The sequence below is a fragment of the Paenibacillus sp. Leaf72 genome, from assembly GCF_001422685.1.
GTDB lineage: Bacteria > Bacillota > Bacilli > Paenibacillales > Paenibacillaceae > Pristimantibacillus.
The window spans coordinates 182,618-208,190 of sequence record NZ_LMLV01000032.1; the positions used below are offsets into that span (position 1 = coordinate 182,618).

The window sequence follows — 25,573 nt, forward strand, 5'->3', positions numbered from 1 at the left end:
GGAACAATGTTGCGTATAGCGGCAACATGTTCGATGTAACGGGAAATGCAGCACAAATAACAGCCCCTTCCGTCATTTGGTGACGAAGGGGCTGTTTCCTATTAATCGGACAAAAACGTAATGTTCTTGGCAAATGGATTGATGCGAAAATGGCCCTTAGAAGCATCACTAATCCATTGGTTATTGATGCGGAGGTTAACAAAAGTAATATTTTCAACAGGTCTTTGTTCATCAAAACCGTAAATCCGATTGGGATTGCTATTCTCTCCACTATAGGCGACATTGCGGAACGTAATATTTTCGATACGGTTGCCAGGTACAGGATTATAATCAGCATTGTGCACGACCCGAATGTCAATCAGCTGTCCTTGCTCGAATGGCTCGACGCGGATATTATCGTACAGCACTTGGCGAACAATATTTTTATCTCCTGCATTAATGGCCAGCGCTCCCCAATAATTTTCTTGAGGCTCGTGATGCTCAAGGATGTCCAAATTCATAAAGGTAATATCCTCAATCGTATCTCCGTCATGATGGTGATCGCCATGGGTCCCAATCATTAGCGGGTGAGCGACGTCCGCCCACAGCACTGAATTGCGGACACGCACGCGGCGCGTATTTCCTTTATAATCCCAGCGAGTGCCATAAATAGCGATGCAATCATCGGATGTCCGCAGAAAAACATCATCAATGTCAATATCGGAGCTAGCCATCATATCGATGCCATCTGACCAGCCTCTTGTGCTGAACGATTTGAAGTTGCTAATGCTTATATGAGAGGACTTTCCAATATAAATGCTGTAATGGGGCGGATCGAGCAAAATAAGCCCCTCAACCTGAATCTTTTGCGAGAATACAATACGTACGCCACGGAAAGCCGAATAGCGATGGAAATCGGACAGGTACAAGATGCCTCTTCCTCTAATGGTTACATCCTCAACATGCTCGCAGACGAGCGAGCCGACAACGATGGCGCCCCCGGCAATATAAACTGTTTTGCCTGAAGGAATGCGGAGAATCGTTTCTTCTAAATAATGCATACCGGGAGCGAAATAAATGACATCGGGCGCATGACCCGTCTCAGCTGTCGGGGTCTTGGCTAATTTTAAAATATCCTCTGTTCGGTGAATGGCGGGCTTCCCGGCTCTCTCCAGCACGAGCACGCCTGGATCTCCGGGCCTAGGTGCTGTAAGCTCAAGCTTACCGGCGAATAGATGCAGATTGCGGAAGCGTTCGTCATTAACCTCAATTGATAACTTTTCAGGTCGATCCAATGTGAAGCGAATGGAATGGCTGCTATATTCAGTCTGAATGCCAGTCGATAGCGGGCGTACGATGACGCTGCTTATAGGCGTGAAGCAGCAGTCGATTTCTACCTCAACCGTGCCCTCCATATCAAAATAAGCCATGGAAGCTTTGCGAACGTTATGCATATCCACCTTGACTTCGTACACGAACAGCTCTTGCCAGTCGCCTCCAATTTCCCGTACGCGAACGCGATAGTTATCTGAACCAATTGCACCTTCCGGTGCTGGATAAATGATCGTCTGACTCATATGTACCTCCCAAATACGAAATAGTGATTGCCTGTATTCAGGTTAATATAATGGGGCGGCCGCTAACAATTGCATAAGTTAATGATAGCAATGAATTTTAATCATTTTGGGTTTTATTATTTATAGGATGAGTTGAACAGTGATGGGGATGTTTATATATAAGAGTATGTAAGAGCGCTTGTATGAACAAGCACTCCACAAGCTTAGCAATGATTTTTCTTTGTCCAATGCTTCTTACCGATAATAAGAACTTTTTGACCAGGTTTAACAAAAATTACTTTTACCTTTTTCTTTTTGTCATATCCGTATCCCATTCAAATCATCTCCTTTCCAGCTAGTAATCTATTATATACATGGATTAATGGATTCGATTGGGCTATTTGACAAATTGGATAAAATTGGGTGTTTAGTTAGGCTTACGAATCAACATGAATAGTGGAGTTCATAATGTTGAATAGGGTGATTTATGGATGGACTGAGTAGCAAGCTTCAGCATGTAAATAATATTGGTGAAGGAGGGGGGAAGTGCGAACATATATGGAATTAAGAAAACCATTAATTGACTATATGAAAAAATGAAAGGAATTAAGAATCTTTATATCTACCGTTTTTTGATTTGAATGATGATACATATGAGGTGTTTATTTTAGAAGACAGATTGTCAAGCCAAGTGCGACACTTCAACCTGAAAAGCTTCGTGTGCGGTTTTCCATCCTAGACACTTTCGAGGACGGTTATTAATAAAGAACAACGCGCACGCTAATTCCTCTTCTGTAACGTCTGCGAAATCATAGCCCTTAGGAAAGAACTCTCTTAGCAGTCCGTTCGCATTTTCATTCGTGCCTCGCTGCCAAGAGGAATAAGGATTGGCAAAATACACCTTCATGCCATGCAAAGCAGTTAGGCGTTCGTGGCAGGCAAACTCTTTACCACGATCAACGGTAGCCGTTACGAAGGCCGTTGCCGGGATCGATAGGACAGCCTGTTTATAAGCCATCTCCATGGAAGAGGCTGTACGATCCTGCATTTTAATCGCGTGGTAGAACCTTGTTTTACGCTCAGCGAATGTAGCTACGCAGGCTTTGCTTTTTCCACGACTAGAAACAACCGTATCCAGTTCCCAGTGCCCAAAGGTCTCACGCTTACGGATCTCTTTGGCGCGCTGGTGAATGGACAACCCGATTGTAAAACGTCCGCGCTTCTCCAGCGGTTGACGACGTTTCCCTTTATGCCTTAGAAAGGCTGTATTTCCTTTAACAAGCCTTCCTTGGTACAGCCATCGGTAGATCGTTTTATGGCATACACGAAGATGAGGCTCGTCCCGTTTCATCCTGCCTTCAATCTGTTCAGGCGACCAGGTCTCTGCGAGCTTCATCGTGATGTAACGTTGCCTTTCAGCATTCCATTTACCCGAAGGTTTACAACGGGCTCGCTTGGTTATATACGATGTCTGGGCTCGATCTGCACAGTAAGACTCTTCTGTTCCTTGACGCTTGAGCTCACGGGATAGGCTGGAATGATGGCGCCCGAGCTTACGTGCAATCGCTCTAGCCGACCATCCCAATTGATGGAGTAATTCTAGCTGACTTCTCTCTCTTGTGGTAAGATGTTGGTAGCTCATGGCTGATTCTCCTGTGTAGGGGTAGTGTGGTAACTTCATTCTACACACGAATCGGTCATGGGTCATTTTTATGTGTCGCACTTCATATTACAATCCGTCAGAAGAATTAATGAGATAGCTAAATATAAGTTTCGATATAACGGAATTATATAACCAATATTTATTATGACTTCACTGATCAGCATAATATGGTGAAACTAGGAGTCCGTTGTGAAATTAAACATGAAAAGAAAATAAGGAATATATTATATAACATGTACTCAAGGGCAGAGATAAAAAGTAAAATAAAAGAGAGTAATGATGATTTACTGAAGTTGGAAATCAGCAGCATATGTAACCAATGCACACCATAATGTTCAGTTATTATAGAGGGGTATTATATGAAAAAATTCCGTGGTTTACGTCGGCATTATCGAAAGATAGAAAAACTGATTTTTACCCATCAATTTCATTTTGATGATGAAACGTGGTATAACCACTGGCATATGCACCTTGACTGGAAAGGAATAACGGATGAAAGTATCAGGCATAGAAGGAGACATTTTAAATATTACTTAAATATGTTAGACCAAATTGAAGAACAATCAGACGGGAATGAAATCGACTTTCAAGCTTGGATATATATTGATCCTGAATTTGGTTCGAGTGATGCAGTATTTATGCATACAAAAAATCCGTATAGTAAGTTTCCAGTACAACTATTAGAAATCGAATGGGATATTGAAGTACCTGAACTTTTAAAGAAATTGATCATGAGTAATGATTATGTAATAGGAAGAACGAAGCATGAAGCTTCTTATAGTTATTATATTTATAAAATAGGGATTGGAATTTCATTGAAGTAACGCAGGGAGGTTGAGCGATGGGCACCGAGTGGTACGACATGATCGCTAGAAGAAATGGCGGTTATAAAAACAATGCGATATTTACCATTGAAGGAATTTCAGCGGAACAGATCTTTGAAGAGAGACTGAGGGGCATGTTGCCAAATTTTAATTCAGTTTTAGATGCTGGGTGCGGACATGGGGATTTCACACTAAAGATGTCGAGACATGCTAAATCAATCATTGGATTTGACAACTCTGTTGAAATGGTAAAGATTGCTGAGACAATTTCAGAAGAAAGTAAAGTGAATAATGTAAGGTTTGTATATGCTACGACCAAAACTGACTTACCTTTTAAGGATGAACAATTTGATTTAATTTATGACAGAAGAGGGCCAACTTCTATATTAAATCATAGTAGAATCCTTCTTTCTGGAGGTGCGATATTCGGAATTCACTCGGGAGCATTAGACACAGTTAAAAACAGATTAAACAGTAATGGATTCATAAACATTGAAATCGAAGAGTTTAATAGCGCGATTATCTTTTTCCCTAATGAGATTGAATTTGCTAAGTTTATTTCAGGAATACCCGGCAATCCAGATTATACAAAGCCTGAATTACAGAAGGAACTAGAATTGAAGATTCAACAGAATATAATTAACGGAAAACTTGGATTGCGAGATTATAAATACATATGGAAAGCAAACAAACCTTAATGTTGTAAGTTACTTGAAGAAGATGGCGACATTTTCTAAAACCATAGACTATTAGGTTCATAAAAATAATCATGTTAAATGCAAGAGGTCGAAAGTTTATCAAAGTGGGTGATTTCATTGGGAAATTGGATAGAACTCGATTCGGAACTTTATCGAGTTGTTTGGGATAAGTTCTCTAAGGATTTCAATTTTAAGCCTGGTGGCCTTAAAGAAAATTCACCAACATTTATTACACCACGCCCGTTTGTTATTTATGATATTTCGCATCTTTATGGTAATGGTTTTGAATTTCGCTATAAGGATTTAGAAAAGTGTATTGTCAATGCCATGTTAGAATGCACGGATGAGTATGAATATATATATGTACTTGATTGGCAACATGATTCTTATCTATTTAACCCTCATTTAGAGAGTACAAAAAATGAATGGGGTGAATGGCCTATACCACTTTATCCAAATGGTGACTATTATTTTTTCCTAAACAAGACTATGACATGGGGGTATTTAGGCCACCCATGGGAGAATTCCATTTGTATCTTTGGCAATGAATTTTTAAAGGCCGTAGAAAGAATTAAACCTAAATTATTTAATAAAGTTATCAGACAAGGTTGAAAACAGGAGAGTTATAATAGATTTTCAAGGAAGCGGGTTCAACCTGATAATCTGCAAGACTAATCTCGCTTCTGAAATCGGTATGCTGGATAGCTATGTAGATTCGAACAATCCCCTAAGTTTTTCGATGTGGCGAATCTCAGAAAATTATATGCAATCGTGGTGAACAATTTAGGAGGTAATTTCATGGGGTAATTTTTACTGCTTTAATTCAATTTCCTCAAAATATAGATTTTAAGACCCTTTACCAAGATATTAAAAATAAAGATAGCTTTGTTTACTTAAATCTTTTAAATGACTTTGAAACAAAGGAAAGAGAAACTAGTGGAGAAATTAATGTGTTCATGGAGAAATATATTGAAATAGACTATGGATTAATAGATCTTACATTTAATAAAGATATGGTTTGTTGTGTTAGGGCAAATCGATACTGGGATCATTTTTTAACCCATTTAGAGACGAGAGATACTTTGAGAAAGATATGTATCGAGTTTGCAAAATATTTTAGAGAAGAAAAAATTGTGTATTTGCCAGATCATTTCGGTCTGGATTATGTATTTAGTGATATGGATTTAAACAATATTTTAGAGTCACTTGAATCTCGTCTTGGAAAAGATGCTCCAAGCATTGAATCCATATATAAAGAATTTGATGAGCATGTAGAAAGTGATGGATATTATATAGAAAGGTTATGATTTTGAATGCTATTTAGTTCCTTAAATCTATTGGAGTCGTAACTACACGAACGCTATCAGAAACTATCAAATAAATAATTTACTCATGAGGGTAACTACAATGAAGCTATTTAGATTACATGAATTAGAAAATTTAAATTACATTGAACTATTTCCTAGACGATACACTGGTGGTGGTTATCTGAAGCCAGAGTCAGTATACTTAACCGATGATGCTTTCAGTTTTATAGTCGCAGCAGTAAAGAGGGGCTTCGAAGGATATGAACCGTTCAACTGTTTTGTTTTAGAAAGAAGTCAATGGAAATTAATTATGAATGAAGTTAAGAAGCAAAATGAATTCTTAATCAAATATCAAGATGAAAAGTTAGAAGAGTACATTTCAATATTCTATAAAGAAAGAACTCTAAGAGCATGCAAAATAGAAGAGTTTCAAATGATTAGGCATGAGATAATTTCATTGCTTAAAGATTTTCTTGATTGGATCGAATCTCAGCTTGAAATCAATGAATTTATTACTTTAATAGGGATTTAATCAGTGCTAGCTTATGAAGAGGTCAACAGCATAAGCTAACAAAGTATTCACGCTGTGGACATTCGCTCTTGGTCTGGTAGCGTCTTTTGGCATGGAAGTTGAATCAACCAGGGTTTAAACTAGTACGTTTGGTGAAAAAGGGCTGACACTGATTAAAAAGTATCAAGAAATATACCCCAAAAGGCGTTGATTGTTTAAATGGAACTGACTATCGATCAATTTAAAGAATTACTTGAAGCTGGTCAAAAGACTTTTTCAGGGATAGAGGTAGAAGAAGGGAGCCTTCAAAACTATAATCTGAGTGGATGCTCATTTATAGAGTGCATATTTGCCCTTGATTTTTCAAATGCAAGTTTAAAAAACAGCAAATTTATAAATTCGAATCTGAAGACCTGTAATTTTACGGAAGCGGATCTGACAGAATCGGAATGAACAGGAAATATGTTATGTTCGGCTGTGTTTAATAAGGCAAAGAGAGATAGCATACGATTCGTTGGAAATTACTATCATTCCGTGATTCTTGAAATAAAAGATTTAGAAAAAATGATATAGGCTAAATACGGGGGAGGGTTATGATGGACAGGGAAGATATTTTATTAGAACGCTTCGGGTTAGAACCAGAGCTAAAAAATTTACAAGAAATTAGGTCGTTACTAATTGAAGAAACGAATGATTCTAATACAGAAGAACATGAGTATTTGAAAACGCTCTGTATTTTGCTTTTTACCTTTGGTTATCCCGAGGACACTCTCCTAATCTGGAATGCTAAGATGAAAGATTTTGATGCAGGCTGCTATATTGACGGAGAATTGCTAATGGGTGCAGGACTTAATGAGACTATTCATTTTTTGAAAGAATTAAATACGACATTAGCTAAAGAGATATTGGAATACATAGAGCAATATAAAACAAATGATGATTACATGACTAGAGAAAAAGTAATTGATTTTTACAGTAAGTATTACAGGTTAACATAAAAGAAAGATGTGTATGTTGGTAAGCATAAGGAGTGGCTAAAACCACACTGTTTAACAAAGCGATACCAAGATATACAACCCATTAAGGAGCTCAGTATAGTATGAAATTTTTTAACAAACCCCCACGAGAAATAAGAACTAAATTTGAAGTGGATTTGTTATATAAAGCACAATCAATGAAACCAGCCAAACCACCGCATCCTTGGGAGACTGAGGTTATTATTCCCGCAGCTGGCTGTATGGCTTGTGGGTGGAATAGTGATGAGGAACTTGTCCTAATTAGCAGTTCAGGCTATAGCATTAATCAAGCTAGAACAGGGGTTTTAATACATAGAGATAGGGATTCTAATTTAACTTACGAAAGAATGAGTAATAACGATTTAACTTTTCAATTGCCATTAAATAATGAGTATATAAGTATTTTTGGTTTTGAATCAGGGGATGGGATTCATACAACAAACGATGGCTGGATCGTTGAGGTTATTTACCCTTGGTGGCCAAGAGCATCTGTAATCATAGATAATGTTTTTAAAGCAGCTTATACATACCTAAATGATGCTATTATGCTTGATATAAACCGTTTAGATGGAAACATTAAATGTGGATTTTCACCATCGGGCAAAAAATTAGCTATTATGGGCTCAGGCGGAGCATTGATTTATTCAAGAGACTAAGGCCTTTTAGTAAATTCAAAGAAGGCATTATTATCACCTTAAGAAGAACTTCTAAAGAACATGGAGAAAGCCATGAAAACCATAAAACAATTATGCGGATACCATTACATTGGATTAGTTATCGGATACTTTAGTAAACAAGACATCATAAAATGGGTAGATACTGTGATTGAGGATATGGAAGATTTTCCGTATGAATTAATTGAAGTCTCATTGTCCAATAATAAGTCTCTTAAAGAAACCATTTCAATGCTAAAAAAAGCCAGTTGTGAGAATACACTTTTTGAACCACTATACAAAATAATAGGTGAATTGGTAACTGAACTTGAAGAGGCGCGTATGACAAATGAGAATTTTTTTAGATATATTAATAATATCCTTGATCAAGGAATTGCTTTATTAGTTGATGATAAGTTATCTAAAATATTGGATCGATTGGATGACGGATATTACTTGGCGACACAAGGAATCTATGGAGATATAGAAACTATTCGAGAAGAAGCATTAGAGGAATTAAAACATTTTAAAAACTATAAGTAGATTCAGCAAATAACCCTGCATGTACTAAGATAAGAGCTATCTAAATCTGTGAAGGTTTGTGATTGTGACAACCGTATCTGCAAGTATCGAAAAACGATGAAATTGTTGAAGAATTCAAGAAAGGAATTTAATATGGCCATTAATCATGTCATTTTAGAATTGTATTGTGGATTTGATAAAGAAAAGAACAGAAAGGCTCCTCTGTATTGCAGATATGGATCGTATCATCCTGGTTACCATTGCTTAGAAAACTCTTGTGAATCTTTATCTTATACAAAGGCTCCAAGTGAAATTGCCTACTCTGATAGTGAAGGCGAGTCAGAATTCGAAAAGAATGCTTGGATTGGTTTTGGTGGTGATATGAATCCGGAATCATTTGATGATGAAAATAACTATGAAAGCTTAAAAAATATATGGGAAGAAATATGTAAGAGAAAAATTCAAGAATCTTATATCGAGTACATGGAAAGAACTGAAGGAATGCGTAATAATAAATAATTATTCTGGGAAAGGCAAGAATCATTAAAAAAATCAATTCACGTTATGGGAATTCGCCCTCGGTCTGGCCGAAGCTGAAACCATGTAAGATGATTCAACCAGGTGCAGTTAATATTAGGCATCGATTATCCGAATTTTTGTTTAATGCTGCTGGGCATATTGGGTATGGCATTCGACCGTCCGAAAGACGGAAAGGCTTCGCTACAGTTTTATTGCAATTATCTTTAATCGAGGCAAAGAAGCTAGGAATAGAAGATGTTCTAGTTGTTTGTGATGCTGGTAATGTAGGATCTGAAAAAACGATCATTAATAATGGCGGAAAACCGGACACAGATTTCATTGAGGATGATGGAAATATAATTAAAAGGTATTGGATAAAGAATAACTAAGTTCATTTATAAACTTAGACGGAACAAATTAGTGTATCATTTGACTATTTAATTATAGACCGCATGATCAGCCTCTGGGCTGTGCATGCGGTCTTCTTTTTATTTCTGCAGCTAACTCTGCATGTAGGAATTGCGACTAACGTAGCATTCAAGCCTAGGATGCGGTTCAAGAAGCGTTCGCGGAGGCCTTCGTCAATCTCGCTAAATTGCAAGAGACGGATGCGTTTCCGGGATGGTTCAAGACCATTATCGAACGTCAATGCCACCGGGTTCTGCACCGGAAAAACATTCCACGATGCCGATGGATGAAGTGACTGCAATGGATGAAGAAAAATTCAACGTGGAGTCCATCGTAGAGAGAAAGGAATGGCAGGAAAGGCTTCATCAATTCGGGGAGGGTTTGTCCAGCCATTCAAAGCTATCTGTTATTTTATTGAATGGGCTAAGTAGATTCATTTTTTAGAATATGGCGCTACCCCCTTTGTATATAGGTTTTCCACTAACTCGAAAAATTCTTCTGGCGATAAATCCTTTTGTCGCTGGAGCCAAAGACGAAATAAAGAAAGTGATGTTGATATGTGAAACTCAATCAAGTATGGCGTTATGGCGTTGTTTTGCGGAAGGTTTAATGCCAAGCTATCAAGGGTGATTTCTCTTTTCAAGCGTTCTAAAAAACGAATACTGCCATAATCGCCCAAGAGGGCTTTGAGAATCGAGAGATACTCCCTTTTCTCCATGCAATGAAACGGATTTTGAACAGCAGTATGTGTAGAAAGCTCATTATTCGCCAATTCTTCTTTTATGTAGTTCAATAAATCATTTTCAACAAAGTCTAACAAATCGTAAATATCAGTAAAGTATTGATAAAATGTGCTGCGGTTATATCCCGATTTATTCGCAATCTCTTGAATCGAGATTTTTTCAATAGGCTTTTGACTATATAACTCACAAAAAACATCTATAAACACTTGTCTTGTTTTTTCCGTTATTTGGGGCTGCTTTTTCATTTTTTTTAGTCTCCTATTGGGAACAAGAATATCATCCGACAAATCATAAAAAACTGATGTTTGATGAAGGCATCATAAAGATTTATGATTATATCATACAACATGTTGTCTGATATTCAAGAAAAAATGGTTAAAAAATAGGGGTGATTTTTATGTCAGTAAAACAAAATAGAATTTTAATTTTTGGTGCAGGTGTTATAGGGAGCATATACGCAATTAAATTCATTGAAGCAGGGCTTGACGTTACTATGTTAGCACGTTCTAATCGATTTAATACATTGAAAGAAAATGGCCTGAAATATAATGAAAAAGGTGTGGTCAAATCTATAAAAGTAAATGTCATTGATGAGCTTGAAAATGATGATGTTTATGATTTTATTTTCGTTACCGTTCGTTACGATCGATCCGAATCAGCGTTGTTAGCACTAAAAGACAATCAAAGCAAAAATATTGTTACAATGATTAGTAATCCAATTGGATTTTCTTCATGGATGGATATTGTAGGGGATAGACTTTTACCAGGCTTCCCCGGCGTTGGGGGACAGATTAAAGATGGAATATTGTACGCTCGAATTCCACCAAAGTTATTAGCGGCTACGAGGTTCGGAGAAATTAATGGCGCAGTGACAGAACGTATAGAAAAACTCGCAAGATTATTCAGAATAGCAAAACTTCCTTACGAAATAAATAAGGATATAAGTGCGTATTTAATAACTCATGCCGTAACGGATATTGCAATGCTTAGTTTTTTGAAAAGTGATAATAAGATCATTGACCCCAAAACAGCTAGAACCAGAAAAACGGCACATCAAATAACATACACGCTGAAAGCGAATTTAAGGGCTGTACAAAAAGCTGGTGTTACGTTTGATCCGTCTAAAATTAAAATTTTGCTTAGATGTCCGGATTGGATTTTGGATTTTTTCTTTATGATATGGTTACGGACGAACATGGTAAAGGATATGATGTTGCCGGATTATGCGAGTAATGCAAACAACGAAATTGTACAGTTGAATAACGACTTAATGAAGTTTTTAAGTCAAAATGAATCCACACCATATGAACGATAACAGATATTGGATTGTCAAATTTGACCATTCCCTAATAGATCGCATGATCAGCCTCTGGGCTGTGCATGCGGTCTTCTTTTTATTTGTGAAATCATTAATTATTATTTTCAACAATTCTGATCAACAATACAGCAATATAGTCCTGATTCTATTTAAATGACTATGATACAATTCAATATAAAGCGCTATCATTTTTAATTATTGATCAATATTGCTGATTCTATTCATAGAAGGGAGATAGTTATTGGTGCTATCCATCCACACCCCGACGAATGTTGCTTTGGAGGAAAATGAAGTTTATGTGCGGTCAGAAGCGGATAATTTTCAGGATGAATGGCCTATTCATACTCATAACGGTTATGAAATTCATTATTTTATACAGGGGGATGCGACCTTCTTAATCGGAGATCGAATCTATAAGCCTTCGCCTGGGGATATGTTTGTATTCAGAGGGGCGGTGCCGCACCGGATTAATCCCTCAAGAGAAATCGTATACAAGCGAAGCTTCGTCAATTTTACAGAATTGTTGCTTTTGGACATGCTCAGCGTTAGCCAACTCGAAAATCTGATGTCTATCTTTCGTCATCCTAATGGATTGTTGGTGCACTGGTCCTTGGAGGAGCGTGAACAGATCAAAAGCATTTTCAAAGGAATCAAGGAGGAGATGGAAGCCAGAAATACAGGATATAAAATGATGGTCAAAATGAGCCTGACTCAATTGCTGCTGCGTATCTACCGGAAAATGAAAATGGAGCAGTCGGTGAATGAGATTCCATCTTCTACTCAGAAGCAAACAAGCGTGAGCCGGGTTCTTAACTATTTGAACCAAAATTATACAGAAAATGTTTCTTTGGATGAGCTGTCCAAGATGCTTCATTTGAATAAATATTACATTTGCCACTCTTTTAAAGAGACGACGGGATACACAGTGAGCAATTACGTGATACGAAAACGGGTGGCTGAGGCCAAAAAGCTGCTGCTGTCTACGGATGAGCCGATTTTGTCCATATCAGAAACGCTGGGCTTCAACACACCAGAATATTTTAGTAGAGCTTTTAAACAATATGTTGGTGCATCGCCACAGCTATTCCGAAAAAATAAAGTGCTTAACTAAAGCGAAATTCATTAATCATTTCAAAGGAGATGTTTGTATGAAACGAAGAACGAACTTCAAGCTCAGCTTTAGCCTGGTTTTGATTATGTCACTCATTATGCTATCTGCTTGCGGCAATACCGATAATAGCACGGTCAATACCGGTAGCACCGGAGGGGCCAAGCAGGCTACTCTAGATTTCTTGTGGTTCTCTGATGGGAACGAAGGAGAAGTCATCAAGGGGATTATTAAAGAATACGAGCAGTCCAATACCAATGTCAAAATCAATCTGATTGAAGTCGGCTTCAAGGATCTTCAAACAAAATTGAAAACGATGATATCTGGCGGCAAGCCGCCTGCTCTGAGTCGGATCACGGATACGGGATCGTTCGCTAATCAGGCAGTGGATCTTGCCCCTTACGTGGAAAGTGCCGATCAGTTCGAGGGTCAATTTATTGATTCGCTTAAGCCTTATTATGTGATTAACGACAAGCTGATCGCTGCCCCGATGGATGTAACAGCGAATGGGCTGATTTATAACAAAACCTTATTTGATAAAGCGGGCGTCAAAGTACCGACTTCCCCAGAGGAAGTGTGGACGTGGGATGAGTATATCGCTGCGCTGAAAGAGGTTATGGCGAAAGGCGGAGCAAGATATGGCATGGTTTGGGATGTCACACCGCATAGATGGTCTACCCTTCTGTATCAGAACGGCGGAAGCATTGTGACCGAAGATGGCAGCGCAGCAGCGATTAATAGTGAAGCCGGAGTTCGCAGTATGGAGCTCTTTAAGCAGCTTCATAAGGATGGGATCATGCCGGAATCCGTATGGCTCGGCGGGGAGAATCCTAACAATTTGTTCCGTTCCGGGACGGTAGCTGCCCACTGGGCTGGCAACTGGATGATTAGCAATTACAAGGACATTACTGATTTTGAATGGGGAGTTACCTATATGCCGAAAGGAACACAACGTTCCTCGGTGCCAGGCGGGAAATTCCTTATGGCTTTCAAAGGCAGTGGCAATGAGCAGGAGGCAGCAGCCTTTATTAACTATTTGACGTCCAAAGAAGTGAATTCTAAATATAATCAAGAGTCACTGTTTATGAGTCCTCGCAAGGACAGCTCTGTGCTGGATTATGAGTTTGGCAAGGAAATGTATGAGGTCTTCTCGGATGAACTCAAAAATACTTCGCCGCTTGCAGCCAATGACTGGTCCAGACAGACGCTTATCTCCAAAATTTCGACGGACTTAAAAAATAATATTATCGACGTTCTGTCGGATAAAGCAACTGCTCAGGAAGCAATGGACAAGACAGCCAAGCTGATTAACGAGGCTATTGGAAGCCAGTAGGCGAGCCTAAGGCTACAAATCGTATTACTAAAGGGGTGGCGGACCGATTTCTGTCAGGCCGCCCTTTCATTTTATTCATATGGAAGGGGCAAGCAGATGAACGGAGGTCAAAGTTTAAACCGTAAAAAGCAGACAGGACAGACGAGGAAGCTCGCCATTGCTCCTTATCTGTTTATTCTTCCCAACCTCCTGATATTTGGTGTTTTTATCGTAATTCCCTCCTTATTGGGCTTGTTTTATTCTTTCCATGTTTATGATGGCTTGAATCCAATGAAGTTCAATGGACTCGGCAACTATATCAAAATTATTGGGGATAAGGAATTTTGGTCGACGATAGGACGAACGGGGATTTATGCGGCGATTGTTGTTCCGCTCATTTATGCAGTGGCATTAGGCATTGCGATGCTGCTTGCGCGTGAGATTAAAATGCGCGGCTTGTTCAGAGCCATATTTTATTGGCCGACGATGATTTCTTTTATCATAGTAGGTTTGACCTGGAAGTGGATTTTTGGAGATTCATTTGGCATTTTGAACCACATGCTTACTCTGATCGGAGTGGAGCCGGTCGGCTTTTTAACCTCGCCATTCTGGGCCAATGCGGCTGTTATTATCGCGACGGTATGGTCACGGGCCGGCTTTTTCATGGTCATTTTCATAGCGGGCTTGCAGGCGATACCTACGGATTATTATGAGGCTGCTCGATTGGACGGGGCAACGGGACTAAAGGTGTTCCGCCATATTACACTCCCGCTCTTGAAGCCAACTAGTTTGCTCGTATTCATGCTGTCTCTGATTGATGCGTTCAAAGCGTTCCCGCTTATGTTTGCGCTTACAAGCGGCGGGCCGGGCAAAGAAACGACCTATATTGTTCAATACATTTATGAGATTGGCTTTACGAAGCAGGAGCTTGGCTTGGCTAGTGCGATGTCCGTGATGTTATTTGTCATTATCGGCGGGTTTTCTGCCCTGCAATTCCGTATTTCCAAAGGGGGTGCTGTCTAATGGAGCTTAGGCCTCTAACCAAAATCGCCATCTACAGTCTGTTAAGTGTAGCAGCATTATTTTGGCTGCTGCCGGTATTATGGGTCGTCATTTCTGCTCTAAAAACGAATAGCGATTTGTACAGTTATCCTCCAAAACTATGGCCGCAGCCTGTAACCTTCGAGCATTTCAAGGAGGCGTTCAGCAAAGGCGATTTTGGCTTGTATTTCAAAAATAGTACGATCGTGACGCTCACTTCAACGCTGCTCCTGCTGCTGATCAATTCCATGGCAGGCTTTGCATTGGCCAAGTACCGCTTTCGCGGGAGCTCTATCATTTTGATCGGTTTTATCTCCACCCTGATGATTCCAATCGAGGTCATTATGATTCCGATATTCAAGGTGCTGAGCGCACTTGGCATGTATAATAGCATGCTTGCGATTATTATCCCGCCTGCGGCCACCCCGACAGGGGTGTTCCTGATGCGGCAGTATTTGCTGACGGTACCGGATGAGCTGCTGGAAGCTGCACGGATGGATGGAGCAGGAGAGTGGAAAATTTACTGGAGCATTATTCTTCCCATGGCTAAGCCTATTCTTGCCGTGCTGGCGATCTTCTCCTTTATGTGGAGATGGGATGATTTCCTATGGCCGCTCATTGCAATTAGTGATCCAGCTAAATACACGATCCAGCTGGCACTGTCTAATTTTATAGGAGAATACAGCGTGGATTGGGGAAGCTTGCTTGCCATGTCCGTCATCACGATGATTCCAGTGCTTGTCGTTTTTATCGTTTTCCAGCGCTATTTTGTTAGCGGCATGATTACTTCAGGTATGAAAGGATGATTAGAATGTCTGACACCATAAGTGGCGGAATTGACGCCTTATCTTATAAGCCCATGAAATTAGGGCAAAATCAAATGATTAATCATTGGTTGATTAGCGGAATTTACACGAAGCCTGTTAAATTTGTTCCAACAACGATGGAGGGGGACATTAATGATTGGCTCATAGAGGGTTTTGCCATTCATGAAAATCCTTGCCGCAAGGAATTTGTAGACAATCGGAGAATGCAGCCCCCGGGTCGCTTCTTCGATCAATGGAGCAAGTTTCCAACGCCAGGAGACAGACTGCAGGGAATAGAGGGTGAGAGATCTTGGGAGCTGTATTCGCCTTGGAATAATCCGAGGGTGGAGAAATCAGGATTTTGGTTCGTCCCGACCCATCTTCGCAGCTATGCGGCGACACGGCTTGTATCGCCTGCTAGCCATACTGCCTCGTTACGGGTGAGAACCTACGGCAGCTTGGCGCTGTGGATTAATGGACAGCTGGTGGCAGACTTTGCCCCGCTCACCCGGAACAAGGAGCAGGAAATCGTCCTTGAAGCAGAGCTTGTGGCCGGAATCAATGAAATTTATGCCTGCTGGGAGGATCTTGCCGAACGGGATACGATGTATGCTTTCGCAGTGGAATATCAAGGCGGCGAGGAATTGGCTATTTCCTTGCCTATCGCTCCCGATCTGGTGCAGCTTGTGCAATCGGCAGAGCAAGCTCTTGAACAGGCTTATTTTCCTTCGGATATTTTTAAAGGGGAGGAGATCAAGCTGCGGCTCCCGCTCCCCTTTTCTGACATCGTTACAGAGGCAGATATACAGTATGGCAATTTTTTTGATGGGACGGAAAATAAAACGATACGCATTGCTGAAGGTGCAGCTGATCTGACCTTGGCACATACGAATGAAATCGGCCATCATTACGTTTATTTCACATTAACCATTTCCGTTTCAAACGTTGTACTGACGAAGAAATTTGGTTGTCAATCCTATGATACTGCCTATGACGAGGCTGCTCAGAAGGCTGCGGATATAGAAGCTCGAAAATCTCTCGCTCTGCGCTGTATGGCCGAGAAGGGGAGTCCTAATATACATAAGGCCATCGCCATGCTGAAAACAGGAGGCGATCCCCAGGCAGCAGAGAAGATTTTGCTGGATGGGGTGGAAGGGATAGAACAGCGGAAAGATTGCAGTGACTTCTACCTGGTCGGGCTATTCCGCCTCTGGAGAGATGAGCGAAATAGCGGTTTGTTTACCGAATCGTTCTGGGATCGGGTAAAAGCAAGCATTCTGGGTTATCGCTATTGGATTGATGAGCCGGGCGATGATGTGATGTGGTTTTTCAGTGAAAACCATGCCCTATTGTTTCATACCAATGAGCTGCTGGCGGGCCAGCTGTTCGAGGAAGAAACGTTTGGCAACAGCGGGGAATCCGGTGCAGTACACCGCCAAAAAGCAGAGCAGAGGCTTTCGTTATGGTTCGAGCGCTTTTTTGACGAAGGACTGGCAGAATGGAATTCCAGCGCCTATATTCCTATTGATGCGGTAGGGCTGCTGCATATTTATGAATTTGCCCATAGTGACCGGCTCCGGGAACAAGCGAAACAGGCAATGGACCTCTTATTCTATTATATTACCGTCCAAATGCATCGAGGAGTGATGACGACAACCTTCGGCCGCAGCTATGAGAAGGAATTGTTGGGCCATTATGCAGCGGGAACGACCTCCATGTGCTGGATTGGATATGGAGTCGGCAATGTAAACAATTATTCAATTAGCAATGTCGCCTTGTGTTTATCGGATTATATGCCACCGGCAGCGTACCAGGAGCATCTGCTGCTCGGGGAAAATCAGCAATTAGTGTTCATCAATCAGCAGGGCAAGGGCGGTTATGCCCAGCTCTATCACTATCGCACTGCGGAGTACACTTTATCTTCCATTATTCGGTTTCGTCCAGGCAAACAAGGCTATCAGGAGCATGTCAATCATTTATCATTGTCTCCTGAGGCGCAAATTTGGGTGAATCATCCGGCAGAAATCTATAAGCATGGAGACGGCAGGCCTTGTTTTTGGGCAGGCAATGGAATATTGCCCGACGTCGTTCAGCATGAGAGCATAGCGCTCATGATTTTTGACATTCCGACTAATCAAAGCTCAGATTGGACACATGCTTATTTTCCTTCCTATTCCTTTACGGAATGGACAAGGGAGGGGAACTGGCATTTTGCCCGTCTGGATAAAGGATATGCAGCCATCTATGCGGCCAATGGGGCAGCTATGGAGACAGCTGGGGTGACGAAAGAGCGTGAGCTCATTTCGCACGGCTTGCGCAACGCCTGGATTATAAGGGCAGGCAGCGAGCAGCAGTTCGGAAGCTTCAGCCATTTCAAAAACCAAATGTTAGCTGCAAGCCCGCAATTCGACAGTCCAACCTTATCGCTTACCCTAGCAGACCCGATATATGGTCAAATGCAATGGGGGATGGATAAGCCTTTCCTTATAGAAGGAGAGGAAATCATACACGGCGGTTATGGCGTGAGAGGACAATTGCAGCTGCTGGACATGGGGAACTGAGCCTGGGGCAACAAAGCAAAGGAGCGAATACGAACATGCTGAACAGAACGATGCTGCTGGAGAAAATAAGCAAGGTATCCCATGCGATGGAGTCTATGGAAAACACGGCAATGGACGAGCAGTTTCCAATTGGACTGATTGATATTCACTTATGGGAATGGCCGCAAGGTGTCGGTCTATATGGCTTGCTTCAGCTTTATGAGGCAACGAAGGATGCCAAGGTGCTGGAATTTCTGGAGTCATGGTACAATGCCAGGCTGATGGAAGGATTGCCGGAAAAAAATGTGAATACATGCGCCCCGCTCCTTACAATGATTTCGCTCTGTGAGATTACCGGGAACAAGGAATATGAACGTGTCTGTGAGGAATGGAGCGGCTGGATTATGGAGGGGCTGCTGCGCACGGGAGATGGTGCATTTCAGCATATGATAACTGGAGATGCCAATGATGGCCAAATTTTAATAGATACCCTTTTCATGACGGTTCTATTTTTGGCGAAGGCAGGGGTTTACTTTAACAAACCTGAGTTTGTAGAAGAAGCCAAGCGACAGTTCCTTGTGCATATCAAATATTTGTATAATAAGAAAACCGGATTATTCTATCACGGTTGGGATTTTAACGAAAATCATAATTATGGTGCTGTCCATTGGGGCAGAGGCAATGCGTGGTACACGGCGGGAGTTATTGATTTCCTTAATATTGTGCCGCTAGAAGAAGGGCTGAAAGCCTATTTGCTGGATACGGCGACTGCTCAAATCAGAGCACTGAGCAAGCTTCAGGAAGCGGATGGCATGTGGCACACTGTACTGGATGATCCGGACTCTTACAAAGAAGCCTCGGCTACAGCAGCGTTTGGCTACGGTATTCTTAAGGGAATCCGGTATGGGTACGTGGATGAAGCCTATCGTCAGACAGGCTTGAAGGCACTTGAAGCTGTATTGCAGCAAATTGATGAAAAAGGGATTGTACAGCAGGTGTCCTACGGAACTCCTGTGGGCACGAATGCCCAGTTCTATAAGGACATTCCACTTAGCCCGATGGGCTATGGACAGGCGCTTGCTTTGTTCATCCTGATAGAGGGATTGAACGCAGCAACTGCCGAATAATAGCAAGGCTTGCTTAGGGGGTGGATATGGGAATGAAAGTTCCTGTATCCTCCCCTTTTGTGTGATTTTATAGTAATATTATTCCAAGTCATGGGGACGAAATTTCATATATGACTTATTGCCCAGGTGATTAAAAAATGAATAAGAATCAAAAGAAGAATAAACCAAAAGAATACCTGATTGATTTTTTAGAGTTACGGGAAATAGTAAATAGCTACGATCCCTTGGGACTTATTAAGGGTGGGGCCCCTGAAGATGAACATGATAAATTAACAAGTGAATTGCAAAATTTACTTTGTGGAAATAAATTGAATGAAATACGTCCTCTATTAATTAATTGCTATGAATGGTATGGGTCTGATCCCAATGAAATAAAAGATGAATATGTTGAGAGATTTCAGAAGAAAGTTGATGAAACTCTTAATAGGATTATGGGATGGTATAAACACAAAAATGATCATGAATGAAATAGGTGATAAAAATATGAGAGAAAATCAATTTTGGTTTTTTATTAATAAGGAATTAAATGATATAACGGAGTTATGGCCAAGTTCAATATGAGCGTTCTTTAAAGTATTCATATAACAGGATTAGAGAATGGAGTATTAATTAATTTTCGTAAATAACAAGAACGTAATCGCAATTGATTAAGATTCATGAGTATTGGAGGTAATAAATTTAATAATGCTATAAGAACGATTAGATAATTCGAAGACGAGGAAACTGCGTATAACACTCTAGTCATGCTACGTCACTATCGCTCCTTGATCCAGCAGAAGTGAAGATAGGGAAGAGGATTTAGCCGGACAACTACTACAAGTTTGTTACCTATAGCCACTTAAAACTATCAAGTTCGTGAATACAAGAACATAAATGAGGTGAACTTCATGGAGATTAAAATGATATCGGACACAGAATATACGGTATCAGGAGTGTCTATTAAAGATATAGTGAAGCAAAGATATTGTGTATTTGATTTTGAATCTACTGGAATAAATCATGAGACAGAGCACATTACGCAGATTGGTGCTGTAATCATAGAGAACAAATGCATACAGGAATCAAAGACTTTTAATACTTTTATTAAATCTCCAAAACCAATTCCTAAATCAGTTGAACAATTTACTGGAATTTATAATACACAGCTAGAAAACGCGCCTTTATTCAAGGACCAGTATCATGACTTTCTCGAATTCACTAAAGATAGCATCTTAATTACACATGCAGGGTATGAGTTTGATTTGCCTCTGTTATTAAATGAATGCAAGAGAAACGAACTTCCAATGATAACGAATACTTGTATAGATACTAAAGCGTTATTTTCATATTTATATCCAGAAGTAACGGAAATCATTTGGACAGATTATTTGATCAAATATTATAACATCCAGGATAAGGATCTACGAAGGCATGATGCACTAGGTGACAGTATTTTAATTGGACGGATTTTTTTGAGAATCATCGAAGAGCTGCAAGCTAGAAACATAAATGATATCGAGTTTATAGATCCAGTAATCGTTAAGAGATTTCAGATCAAACCATTAGTGTAAGCTGCTCATGAAAGACAGCAATCCCAGATTACACTGTGTTTGCTCTGCAGGCATATGCCCGTTGTCTTCACACTATTAAGTCGATGGGATATCGTGAATACGAAAGCGTTAGATGAAAGAACAAGAAGTCTTAGTTTGGAGGAACTCAATGGAGGTATTTATTAAAGAAAATGGTACAGCTCATGAAGATTTAATCGTAAGCTTTAAAGAAATGGACTTATTAGTCATTGCTGATACCTATTATTTTGAGATAGAGGATACGATACAACCTGAAAAGGATGGCTTTTGTAAGATAGCTGCATCGTTAAAAAGTCTATTATCATACTGGATTGAAAACATAATTAACCTCGGTAGTAAAGAAGAACGCTACTTACCAATTGATTTCTCAGATCAATATATAGGATGTTTTAGAATCAGAAGAGTTAGTAATCAGCAAATAGAAATTTCTTATGATTATTCTTTAAGGGAGGGATGGAGCGTCTGTCCATCAGATCCCAAAGAATATGCTACATCAATCCATGATTATAAAGAAACCTCGAATAAATTATTAATAGGACAGGATGAATTAATAGAGCAAATAGTACGATCTCAAGAACGGTTGTGAGTAGTTAATCATATCCACAGCCGCCCATTGAGCTTAAGGTGGCATGGCGCACAAAATACAGAAACGTTTTCTGAAAGGTACGAAAGGCAGGTTGAAAAAAATGAGGAAAGAATTTAATTCGACAACCATCGAATTGATGAATGGGGACATTACAAAATCTGAAGTAGATTGTATTGTCAATGCTGCAAACACTAGTTTACTGGGCGGTGGAGGCGTTGATGGTGCCATTCACCGTGCCGGTGGAAGTGAAATACTGGAACAATGCAAACAAATAAGAGCCAGACAAGGTGGATGTGCTGTAGGAGCAGCAGTTATAACGACTGCTGGTAAGTTGAGTGCGAAATATGTCATACATACTGTAGGGCCGGTATGGAATGACGGAAAAAATAATGAGGAAGAAAAACTGCAGAGTTGCTACATAAATAGCTTAGAACTTGCATGTAAGCATAATATAAGAAGCATAGCTTTTCCTAACATAAGTACAGGGATATATCGATTTCCCAAAAATGTTGCAGCTCAAATCGCGCTGAAGTCAGTCAAAAATTATATTGAACTGCATCCAGTTATAGATAAAATACAATTCGTTTGTTTTGATGAAGAAAACTATCAGATCTATCAGAAGATGCTTGAAGAATTGTATATGTAGGTTCAAGAAGACAGGTACATCGTGAATACAGTAAAATTAGGCGAAATTGCTGGAACTTATTAAAAAAATGATTATATAATCCTTATTCAATCCAAGGAGAATAGACTGATGAAATACGCTTACTTACTGCAGCATGGTTACGAAGTTGGTGAATATGACGAAACAAAGATAATCGGAATTTATTTTTCTAAGGCTAATGCAGAAGATGCAATTGAGAATTTTAAAAGTCTAAATTAGAAAATTAGAAGTGAGTGAAATCATGGAAGATAGATATGTTACTTGCAGGAGCATAGGTAATTACGGCCATGCGATAAGCAAAGGGAAGACCTATAAAATCATAAATGAAGATGAGGAAAAGTATAGAGTAAAAGGAAACCATGGAAGCGCAGTATGGATCTCGAAATATTATTTCATAGAGGGAATTGCTTCAATACCGTTATTAGACAGCTGGAAATTTGATGATAATATAAATGATTTTGATTTAGTGGAAGTTACACTTACTTTTACTGATAGAAGCAAACGATGGTGTCTTGTGACAACTCCACAAAAGCTAGTAAAACATTTTAGCAGCGATAACCTTGATCCGCCAGGCTTTAATATACAACATTTAATAATTAACAAGACATTAGATATAAGTGACGTTGACAAGATTTTGAAGCATCTGGATGAACAAGATGAATTAATAATTGCCAGCAAACCTTTGTTTGAGAGCTGATTTGAAAAAGAAAAGTGATAGAGAAAAAGAGAGGTGTACAGAATGAAAGTATATATACAGACAGATAAAAACGGAGAGTTCTACAATGTGAATGCTTTTATTGCTAACGAAGGTTTCACGTCATTAGGGTGGGAGATCATTAAGTTTAAAGATATAACAGAAATCAAAGAAAATAATCCAGAAGATTTAGTAGTTGGCGGAATTGGTAATGTGAGAAAGCGCCTTGAGATTTTAGGTGTAGAAAGGAGTCAAGGAGAAATTGATTATCCGAATTCCTTGTCTCATTATTTTGGCAGAAAAATATGGACAACTACTACTCAAGAGCTTTTTGAAAATAAACAGAACTGGAACGTTTTTATAAAACCAAAAGACATAACGAAAAAGTTTGTTGGAACCGTTGTGAGTGAATATAAAGATTTTATAGGTTTAATTGCAGAAAATGAGGATACGAATATTTGGTGTTCAGAAGTTATTGATTTTACAACGGAATGGCGTTGTTTTATACGCTACGGACAAATACTTGATATTAGATATTATAAAGGTGCTTGGGATTCAAAATTGGATTTAAATATTATAAAAAGTGCGGTTAGGGATTTTATTGATGCGCCAGCTGCATATGGTATGGATTTTGGCATTGATCAAGAAGGCAATATGAAGCTGGTAGAAATAAACGATGGTCATTCGCTAGGGAGCTATGGAATCAGTCCTGTGAACTATGCGAAATTTCTCTCAGCTAGATGGTCAGAATTAACAGGGACTACGGACTATTTAAGAAGCTTATAGGTTAAGGGGGCATCTTATCTGGCTCTGGGCTACTAATATCCCTTTAAGAATCAGTATATAAATCAGGAGGGATGCGAAGCTGTGAATATATATGGACATATAAAACATGCCACAGAAGAGTTAGAGCCCATATTTTCTGAAAAAAATATAATCGATAATGATGTGATTATCGCTGCGATCAGGAGCTCATGGATTTATATTCACAAATATATTAAAAACATAAATCCTATGTGGACAAACCACTTTAATGATAGACTCAATTGCATAAAAGCATTGGAAATAATGATTACGAAAGATATGTTAACTGACACGTCACGGGCTTATGAAAGGCTGAAAAATGAACGAATAGTTAAGAGCTATATGATGATTTATATTGGACTCATGCAATCATTGTTAGTTTTTAATAAGCCATTTGAAGAATCCTGTGATATATGTCAAGGAGACCTTTATTACTATACTAACTTAACAGAGAACATTCTAATTAAAGAATGTAACACTTGTTCAACTTGGTATGATAGTAAAACAGGCAAGAGTCTTCAAGGAAACAGAGAAAGCATATTACGACCAACAACAAGATTCGAATTGATATATGCAGAATTATATAGAGAAACAAGGGATTAGAATGAGCCAGAAGCATCTGCGACAATAATTTTTCTTCTCGAGTACCAGGACGTTATTATGAAAGGAAAGTAACGAATGAAATTTATATTTGAAAACTTTTCATGTGATGTTGATGTTTTTTATAAAGAGGATGACCTTTTATTAAGATTTTATGATAGTTCAAGAGAGCAAGAGGAAGAAGAGATTATCAACTTGGTTATAGTAGACCCTGGATTTGGGTATCTTTGTTTAAAAGTTAAGGGTGAAGCAGCCTTGCTGAGCGGATATTTAGATGAAAGTGTTTTTCAAACTAATGAAATTGTAGAAGCTGCTATCACTTTTATAGAAAATCTATCCCCACATACAAGGAATAGTTATATTCCAAGTCATGTAGCACGATTTAGACGAACAAGTTTTATTGAATATAATGGCGAGTATTAAATTCAGATTTAACGCTACCCAACCATACAAGAACATGAAATAAAATCGGCATAATTCATAAATAGAAGGAATGGTTAAATGAAAGGAATTATTGGATCCATTTCTATTTTCATTATCTATTTGTGCTCAGGAATCTTCTTAGGAACTTGGCCGTTCAAATACGGATATGAATCATGGCTACTTTATTTAATTTCTTATTCTATAATTTCTATAATGCTTTATTATTCGTCAAAAATCGTGAATAGGTATAGAGGCATAAAAGGAATAATAATATGTTTGCTTTGGGTTTCAATATCGACCATTTGTGGAGTCATTAAAATGAAGGAAGACCATGATCTGTTTTTTTCTGGAGACTGGAATAAGTTCTTTGGATGGGAGTTTGTCTTATGGGAAGCTGGAATTCCAATATATATTGGGACTTCTCAATTAGTTTTTATTGTGGGGTATTTTGCTATCCGTACTGTAATTCTAGCAAATAATCTTCGAGACGATAGTAATAAGAGAATTAGGTAGGCTAGATCAATGAAGGAACATACTTCAAATGGCAGCATATTCAAGCATAGTATCAATCCATAAATTCAGT

The 25,573-nt window shown here is 39.3% G+C and carries 31 protein-coding genes and 1 pseudogene; 29 read left to right on the forward strand and 3 right to left on the reverse strand.

Features of this window, described 5'->3' with window-relative positions; genetic code table 11:
• Nucleotides 1-101: 101 nt before the first annotated feature.
• Complete coding sequence (locus ASF12_RS26205; protein WP_056041093.1) at nt 102-1,556, reverse strand: glycosyl hydrolase family 28 protein; 1,455 nt, start codon at nt 1,554-1,556, stop codon at nt 102-104.
• 661 nt (nt 1,557-2,217) lie between these two features.
• Nucleotides 2,218-3,177, reverse strand: coding sequence for an IS30 family transposase (locus ASF12_RS26210; RefSeq protein ID WP_056041095.1), 960 nt, complete (start codon nt 3,175-3,177; stop codon nt 2,218-2,220).
• A gap of 380 nt (nt 3,178-3,557) precedes the next feature.
• Between ASF12_RS26210 and ASF12_RS26215 the strand changes: the two genes are divergently transcribed.
• The 12 genes and pseudogenes from ASF12_RS26215 to ASF12_RS26270 all read left to right on the forward strand — a co-directional run bounded on the left by ASF12_RS26215 (nt 3,558) and on the right by ASF12_RS26270 (nt 10,100).
• Complete coding sequence (locus ASF12_RS26215; protein WP_056041097.1) at nt 3,558-4,022, forward strand: hypothetical protein; 465 nt, start codon at nt 3,558-3,560, stop codon at nt 4,020-4,022.
• Between the two features lie 17 nt (nt 4,023-4,039).
• Nucleotides 4,040-4,720, forward strand: a complete 681-nt coding sequence (locus ASF12_RS26220; protein WP_056041098.1) for a class I SAM-dependent methyltransferase — start codon at nt 4,040-4,042, stop codon at nt 4,718-4,720.
• 117 nt (nt 4,721-4,837) lie between these two features.
• Nucleotides 4,838-5,332 carry a DUF2716 domain-containing protein gene (locus tag ASF12_RS26225; RefSeq protein ID WP_056041100.1) on the forward strand — a complete coding sequence of 165 codons (495 nt, stop codon included), beginning with the start codon at nt 4,838-4,840 and terminating at the stop codon, nt 5,330-5,332.
• Nucleotides 5,333-5,676: 344 nt separating this feature from the next.
• On the forward strand, nt 5,677-6,027 hold the full coding sequence (locus ASF12_RS26230) for a hypothetical protein (protein WP_155973473.1): 351 nt from the start codon (nt 5,677-5,679) through the stop codon (nt 6,025-6,027).
• Nucleotides 6,028-6,127: 100 nt separating this feature from the next.
• On the forward strand, nt 6,128-6,559 hold the full coding sequence (locus ASF12_RS26235) for a hypothetical protein (RefSeq protein ID WP_056041103.1): 432 nt from the start codon (nt 6,128-6,130) through the stop codon (nt 6,557-6,559).
• A gap of 198 nt (nt 6,560-6,757) precedes the next feature.
• Nucleotides 6,758-6,991 carry a pentapeptide repeat-containing protein gene (locus ASF12_RS26240; protein WP_056041105.1) on the forward strand — a complete coding sequence of 78 codons (234 nt, stop codon included), beginning with the start codon at nt 6,758-6,760 and terminating at the stop codon, nt 6,989-6,991.
• Nucleotides 6,992-7,131: 140 nt separating this feature from the next.
• A complete protein-coding gene (locus ASF12_RS26245; protein ID WP_155973475.1) occupies nt 7,132-7,536 on the forward strand; it encodes a hypothetical protein in 405 nt (134 codons plus the stop codon).
• Nucleotides 7,537-7,637: 101 nt separating this feature from the next.
• A complete protein-coding gene (locus ASF12_RS26250; protein WP_056041108.1) occupies nt 7,638-8,210 on the forward strand; it encodes a hypothetical protein in 573 nt (190 codons plus the stop codon).
• Nucleotides 8,211-8,282: 72 nt separating this feature from the next.
• Nucleotides 8,283-8,750 (forward strand): hypothetical protein, encoded by a 468-nt coding sequence (locus ASF12_RS26255; protein WP_155973476.1) that lies wholly within the window; start codon nt 8,283-8,285, stop codon nt 8,748-8,750.
• A 132-nt stretch (nt 8,751-8,882) separates the two neighbouring features.
• Complete coding sequence (locus tag ASF12_RS26260) at nt 8,883-9,248, forward strand: hypothetical protein (RefSeq protein ID WP_056041111.1); 366 nt, start codon at nt 8,883-8,885, stop codon at nt 9,246-9,248.
• A gap of 101 nt (nt 9,249-9,349) precedes the next feature.
• Nucleotides 9,350-9,637, forward strand: a pseudogene (locus tag ASF12_RS26265) (GNAT family N-acetyltransferase); the annotation flags it as partial.
• Between the two features lie 232 nt (nt 9,638-9,869).
• Entirely contained in the window at nt 9,870-10,100 is a 231-nt protein-coding gene (locus tag ASF12_RS26270; protein WP_056041114.1) for a hypothetical protein, read from the forward strand.
• Here the strand turns inward: ASF12_RS26270 and ASF12_RS26275 are convergent.
• The gene (locus ASF12_RS26275; protein ID WP_056041116.1) at nt 10,090-10,644 is read right to left on the reverse strand and encodes a TetR/AcrR family transcriptional regulator; all 555 of its coding nucleotides are present in this window, start codon (nt 10,642-10,644) and stop codon (nt 10,090-10,092) included. The two genes, ASF12_RS26270 and ASF12_RS26275, sit on opposite strands and share 11 nt — an antisense overlap.
• Nucleotides 10,645-10,796: 152 nt before the next feature.
• Between ASF12_RS26275 and ASF12_RS26280 the strand changes: the two genes are divergently transcribed.
• From ASF12_RS26280 to ASF12_RS26355, 17 genes are all read left to right on the forward strand, one after another.
• Nucleotides 10,797-11,714 (forward strand): ketopantoate reductase family protein, encoded by a 918-nt coding sequence (locus tag ASF12_RS26280; protein WP_056041120.1) that lies wholly within the window; start codon nt 10,797-10,799, stop codon nt 11,712-11,714.
• Between the two features lie 247 nt (nt 11,715-11,961).
• A complete protein-coding gene (locus tag ASF12_RS26285) occupies nt 11,962-12,828 on the forward strand; it encodes an AraC family transcriptional regulator (protein WP_056041471.1) in 867 nt (288 codons plus the stop codon).
• Between the two features lie 37 nt (nt 12,829-12,865).
• Nucleotides 12,866-14,158, forward strand: a complete 1,293-nt coding sequence (locus ASF12_RS26290; RefSeq protein WP_056041123.1) for an ABC transporter substrate-binding protein — start codon at nt 12,866-12,868, stop codon at nt 14,156-14,158.
• A gap of 96 nt (nt 14,159-14,254) precedes the next feature.
• Nucleotides 14,255-15,160 carry a carbohydrate ABC transporter permease gene (locus ASF12_RS26295; RefSeq protein WP_056041125.1) on the forward strand — a complete coding sequence of 302 codons (906 nt, stop codon included), beginning with the start codon at nt 14,255-14,257 and terminating at the stop codon, nt 15,158-15,160.
• Nucleotides 15,160-15,984, forward strand: coding sequence for a carbohydrate ABC transporter permease (locus ASF12_RS26300; protein WP_056041127.1), 825 nt, complete (start codon nt 15,160-15,162; stop codon nt 15,982-15,984). The genes ASF12_RS26295 and ASF12_RS26300 overlap by 1 nt, the downstream gene beginning before the upstream one ends.
• A 5-nt stretch (nt 15,985-15,989) precedes the next feature.
• Nucleotides 15,990-18,545, forward strand: coding sequence for a hypothetical protein (locus tag ASF12_RS26305; protein ID WP_056041130.1), 2,556 nt, complete (start codon nt 15,990-15,992; stop codon nt 18,543-18,545).
• 35 nt (nt 18,546-18,580) lie between these two features.
• Nucleotides 18,581-19,651 (forward strand): beta-galactosidase BglB, encoded by a 1,071-nt coding sequence (gene bglB, locus ASF12_RS26310; protein WP_056041133.1) that lies wholly within the window; start codon nt 18,581-18,583, stop codon nt 19,649-19,651.
• A gap of 137 nt (nt 19,652-19,788) precedes the next feature.
• Complete coding sequence (locus tag ASF12_RS26315) at nt 19,789-20,118, forward strand: hypothetical protein (protein WP_056041136.1); 330 nt, start codon at nt 19,789-19,791, stop codon at nt 20,116-20,118.
• A gap of 420 nt (nt 20,119-20,538) precedes the next feature.
• Entirely contained in the window at nt 20,539-21,201 is a 663-nt protein-coding gene (locus ASF12_RS26320; protein ID WP_056041140.1) for a 3'-5' exonuclease, read from the forward strand.
• Nucleotides 21,202-21,349: 148 nt separating this feature from the next.
• Nucleotides 21,350-21,805: a hypothetical protein gene (locus ASF12_RS26325; RefSeq protein WP_056041143.1), complete on the forward strand. Its 456-nt coding sequence runs from the start codon at nt 21,350-21,352 to the stop codon at nt 21,803-21,805.
• 100 nt (nt 21,806-21,905) lie between these two features.
• Nucleotides 21,906-22,451 (forward strand): O-acetyl-ADP-ribose deacetylase, encoded by a 546-nt coding sequence (locus ASF12_RS26330; protein ID WP_056041473.1) that lies wholly within the window; start codon nt 21,906-21,908, stop codon nt 22,449-22,451.
• A 108-nt stretch (nt 22,452-22,559) separates the two neighbouring features.
• Nucleotides 22,560-22,688, forward strand: a complete 129-nt coding sequence (locus ASF12_RS36225; protein ID WP_268795464.1) for a DUF7336 domain-containing protein — start codon at nt 22,560-22,562, stop codon at nt 22,686-22,688.
• A 22-nt stretch (nt 22,689-22,710) separates the two neighbouring features.
• Nucleotides 22,711-23,166 (forward strand): hypothetical protein, encoded by a 456-nt coding sequence (locus tag ASF12_RS26335; protein ID WP_056041146.1) that lies wholly within the window; start codon nt 22,711-22,713, stop codon nt 23,164-23,166.
• A gap of 42 nt (nt 23,167-23,208) precedes the next feature.
• Nucleotides 23,209-23,949 carry an ATP-grasp domain-containing protein gene (locus ASF12_RS26340; RefSeq protein WP_056041148.1) on the forward strand — a complete coding sequence of 247 codons (741 nt, stop codon included), beginning with the start codon at nt 23,209-23,211 and terminating at the stop codon, nt 23,947-23,949.
• 81 nt (nt 23,950-24,030) lie between these two features.
• Nucleotides 24,031-24,570 (forward strand): hypothetical protein, encoded by a 540-nt coding sequence (locus ASF12_RS26345; RefSeq protein WP_056041150.1) that lies wholly within the window; start codon nt 24,031-24,033, stop codon nt 24,568-24,570.
• Nucleotides 24,571-24,645: 75 nt separating this feature from the next.
• Nucleotides 24,646-24,990: a hypothetical protein gene (locus ASF12_RS26350; protein WP_056041152.1), complete on the forward strand. Its 345-nt coding sequence runs from the start codon at nt 24,646-24,648 to the stop codon at nt 24,988-24,990.
• Between the two features lie 78 nt (nt 24,991-25,068).
• Nucleotides 25,069-25,503 (forward strand): hypothetical protein, encoded by a 435-nt coding sequence (locus tag ASF12_RS26355; protein WP_056041153.1) that lies wholly within the window; start codon nt 25,069-25,071, stop codon nt 25,501-25,503.
• Nucleotides 25,504-25,573: the final 70 nt, after the last annotated feature.

Coding starts and splice junctions, on each gene's coding strand:
- ASF12_RS26290 (WP_056041123.1), top strand. CDS start 12,866: ATGAAACGAAGAACGAACTTCAAGCTCAGCTTTAGCCTGGTTTTGATT.
- ASF12_RS26260 (WP_056041111.1), top strand. CDS start 8,883: ATGGCCATTAATCATGTCATTTTAGAATTGTATTGTGGATTTGATAAA.
- ASF12_RS26245 (WP_155973475.1), top strand. CDS start 7,132: ATGATGGACAGGGAAGATATTTTATTAGAACGCTTCGGGTTAGAACCA.
- ASF12_RS26350 (WP_056041152.1), top strand. CDS start 24,646: ATGAAATTTATATTTGAAAACTTTTCATGTGATGTTGATGTTTTTTAT.
- ASF12_RS26240 (WP_056041105.1), top strand. CDS start 6,758: ATGGAACTGACTATCGATCAATTTAAAGAATTACTTGAAGCTGGTCAA.
- ASF12_RS36225 (WP_268795464.1), top strand. CDS start 22,560: ATGAAATACGCTTACTTACTGCAGCATGGTTACGAAGTTGGTGAATAT.
- ASF12_RS26315 (WP_056041136.1), top strand. CDS start 19,789: ATGAATAAGAATCAAAAGAAGAATAAACCAAAAGAATACCTGATTGAT.
- ASF12_RS26230 (WP_155973473.1), top strand. CDS start 5,677: ATGGAGAAATATATTGAAATAGACTATGGATTAATAGATCTTACATTT.
- ASF12_RS26355 (WP_056041153.1), top strand. CDS start 25,069: ATGAAAGGAATTATTGGATCCATTTCTATTTTCATTATCTATTTGTGC.
- ASF12_RS26335 (WP_056041146.1), top strand. CDS start 22,711: ATGGAAGATAGATATGTTACTTGCAGGAGCATAGGTAATTACGGCCAT.
- ASF12_RS26205 (WP_056041093.1), bottom strand. CDS start 1,556: ATGAGTCAGACGATCATTTATCCAGCACCGGAAGGTGCAATTGGTTCA.
- ASF12_RS26210 (WP_056041095.1), bottom strand. CDS start 3,177: ATGAGCTACCAACATCTTACCACAAGAGAGAGAAGTCAGCTAGAATTA.
- ASF12_RS26255 (WP_155973476.1), top strand. CDS start 8,283: ATGAAAACCATAAAACAATTATGCGGATACCATTACATTGGATTAGTT.
- ASF12_RS26305 (WP_056041130.1), top strand. CDS start 15,990: ATGTCTGACACCATAAGTGGCGGAATTGACGCCTTATCTTATAAGCCC.
- bglB (WP_056041133.1), top strand. CDS start 18,581: ATGCTGAACAGAACGATGCTGCTGGAGAAAATAAGCAAGGTATCCCAT.
- ASF12_RS26250 (WP_056041108.1), top strand. CDS start 7,638: ATGAAATTTTTTAACAAACCCCCACGAGAAATAAGAACTAAATTTGAA.
- ASF12_RS26280 (WP_056041120.1), top strand. CDS start 10,797: ATGTCAGTAAAACAAAATAGAATTTTAATTTTTGGTGCAGGTGTTATA.
- ASF12_RS26320 (WP_056041140.1), top strand. CDS start 20,539: ATGGAGATTAAAATGATATCGGACACAGAATATACGGTATCAGGAGTG.
- ASF12_RS26270 (WP_056041114.1), top strand. CDS start 9,870: ATGGTTCAAGACCATTATCGAACGTCAATGCCACCGGGTTCTGCACCG.
- ASF12_RS26340 (WP_056041148.1), top strand. CDS start 23,209: ATGAAAGTATATATACAGACAGATAAAAACGGAGAGTTCTACAATGTG.
- ASF12_RS26325 (WP_056041143.1), top strand. CDS start 21,350: ATGGAGGTATTTATTAAAGAAAATGGTACAGCTCATGAAGATTTAATC.
- ASF12_RS26235 (WP_056041103.1), top strand. CDS start 6,128: ATGAAGCTATTTAGATTACATGAATTAGAAAATTTAAATTACATTGAA.
- ASF12_RS26295 (WP_056041125.1), top strand. CDS start 14,255: ATGAACGGAGGTCAAAGTTTAAACCGTAAAAAGCAGACAGGACAGACG.
- ASF12_RS26275 (WP_056041116.1), bottom strand. CDS start 10,644: ATGAAAAAGCAGCCCCAAATAACGGAAAAAACAAGACAAGTGTTTATA.
- ASF12_RS26215 (WP_056041097.1), top strand. CDS start 3,558: ATGAAAAAATTCCGTGGTTTACGTCGGCATTATCGAAAGATAGAAAAA.
- ASF12_RS26330 (WP_056041473.1), top strand. CDS start 21,906: ATGAGGAAAGAATTTAATTCGACAACCATCGAATTGATGAATGGGGAC.
- ASF12_RS26220 (WP_056041098.1), top strand. CDS start 4,040: ATGGGCACCGAGTGGTACGACATGATCGCTAGAAGAAATGGCGGTTAT.
- ASF12_RS26300 (WP_056041127.1), top strand. CDS start 15,160: ATGGAGCTTAGGCCTCTAACCAAAATCGCCATCTACAGTCTGTTAAGT.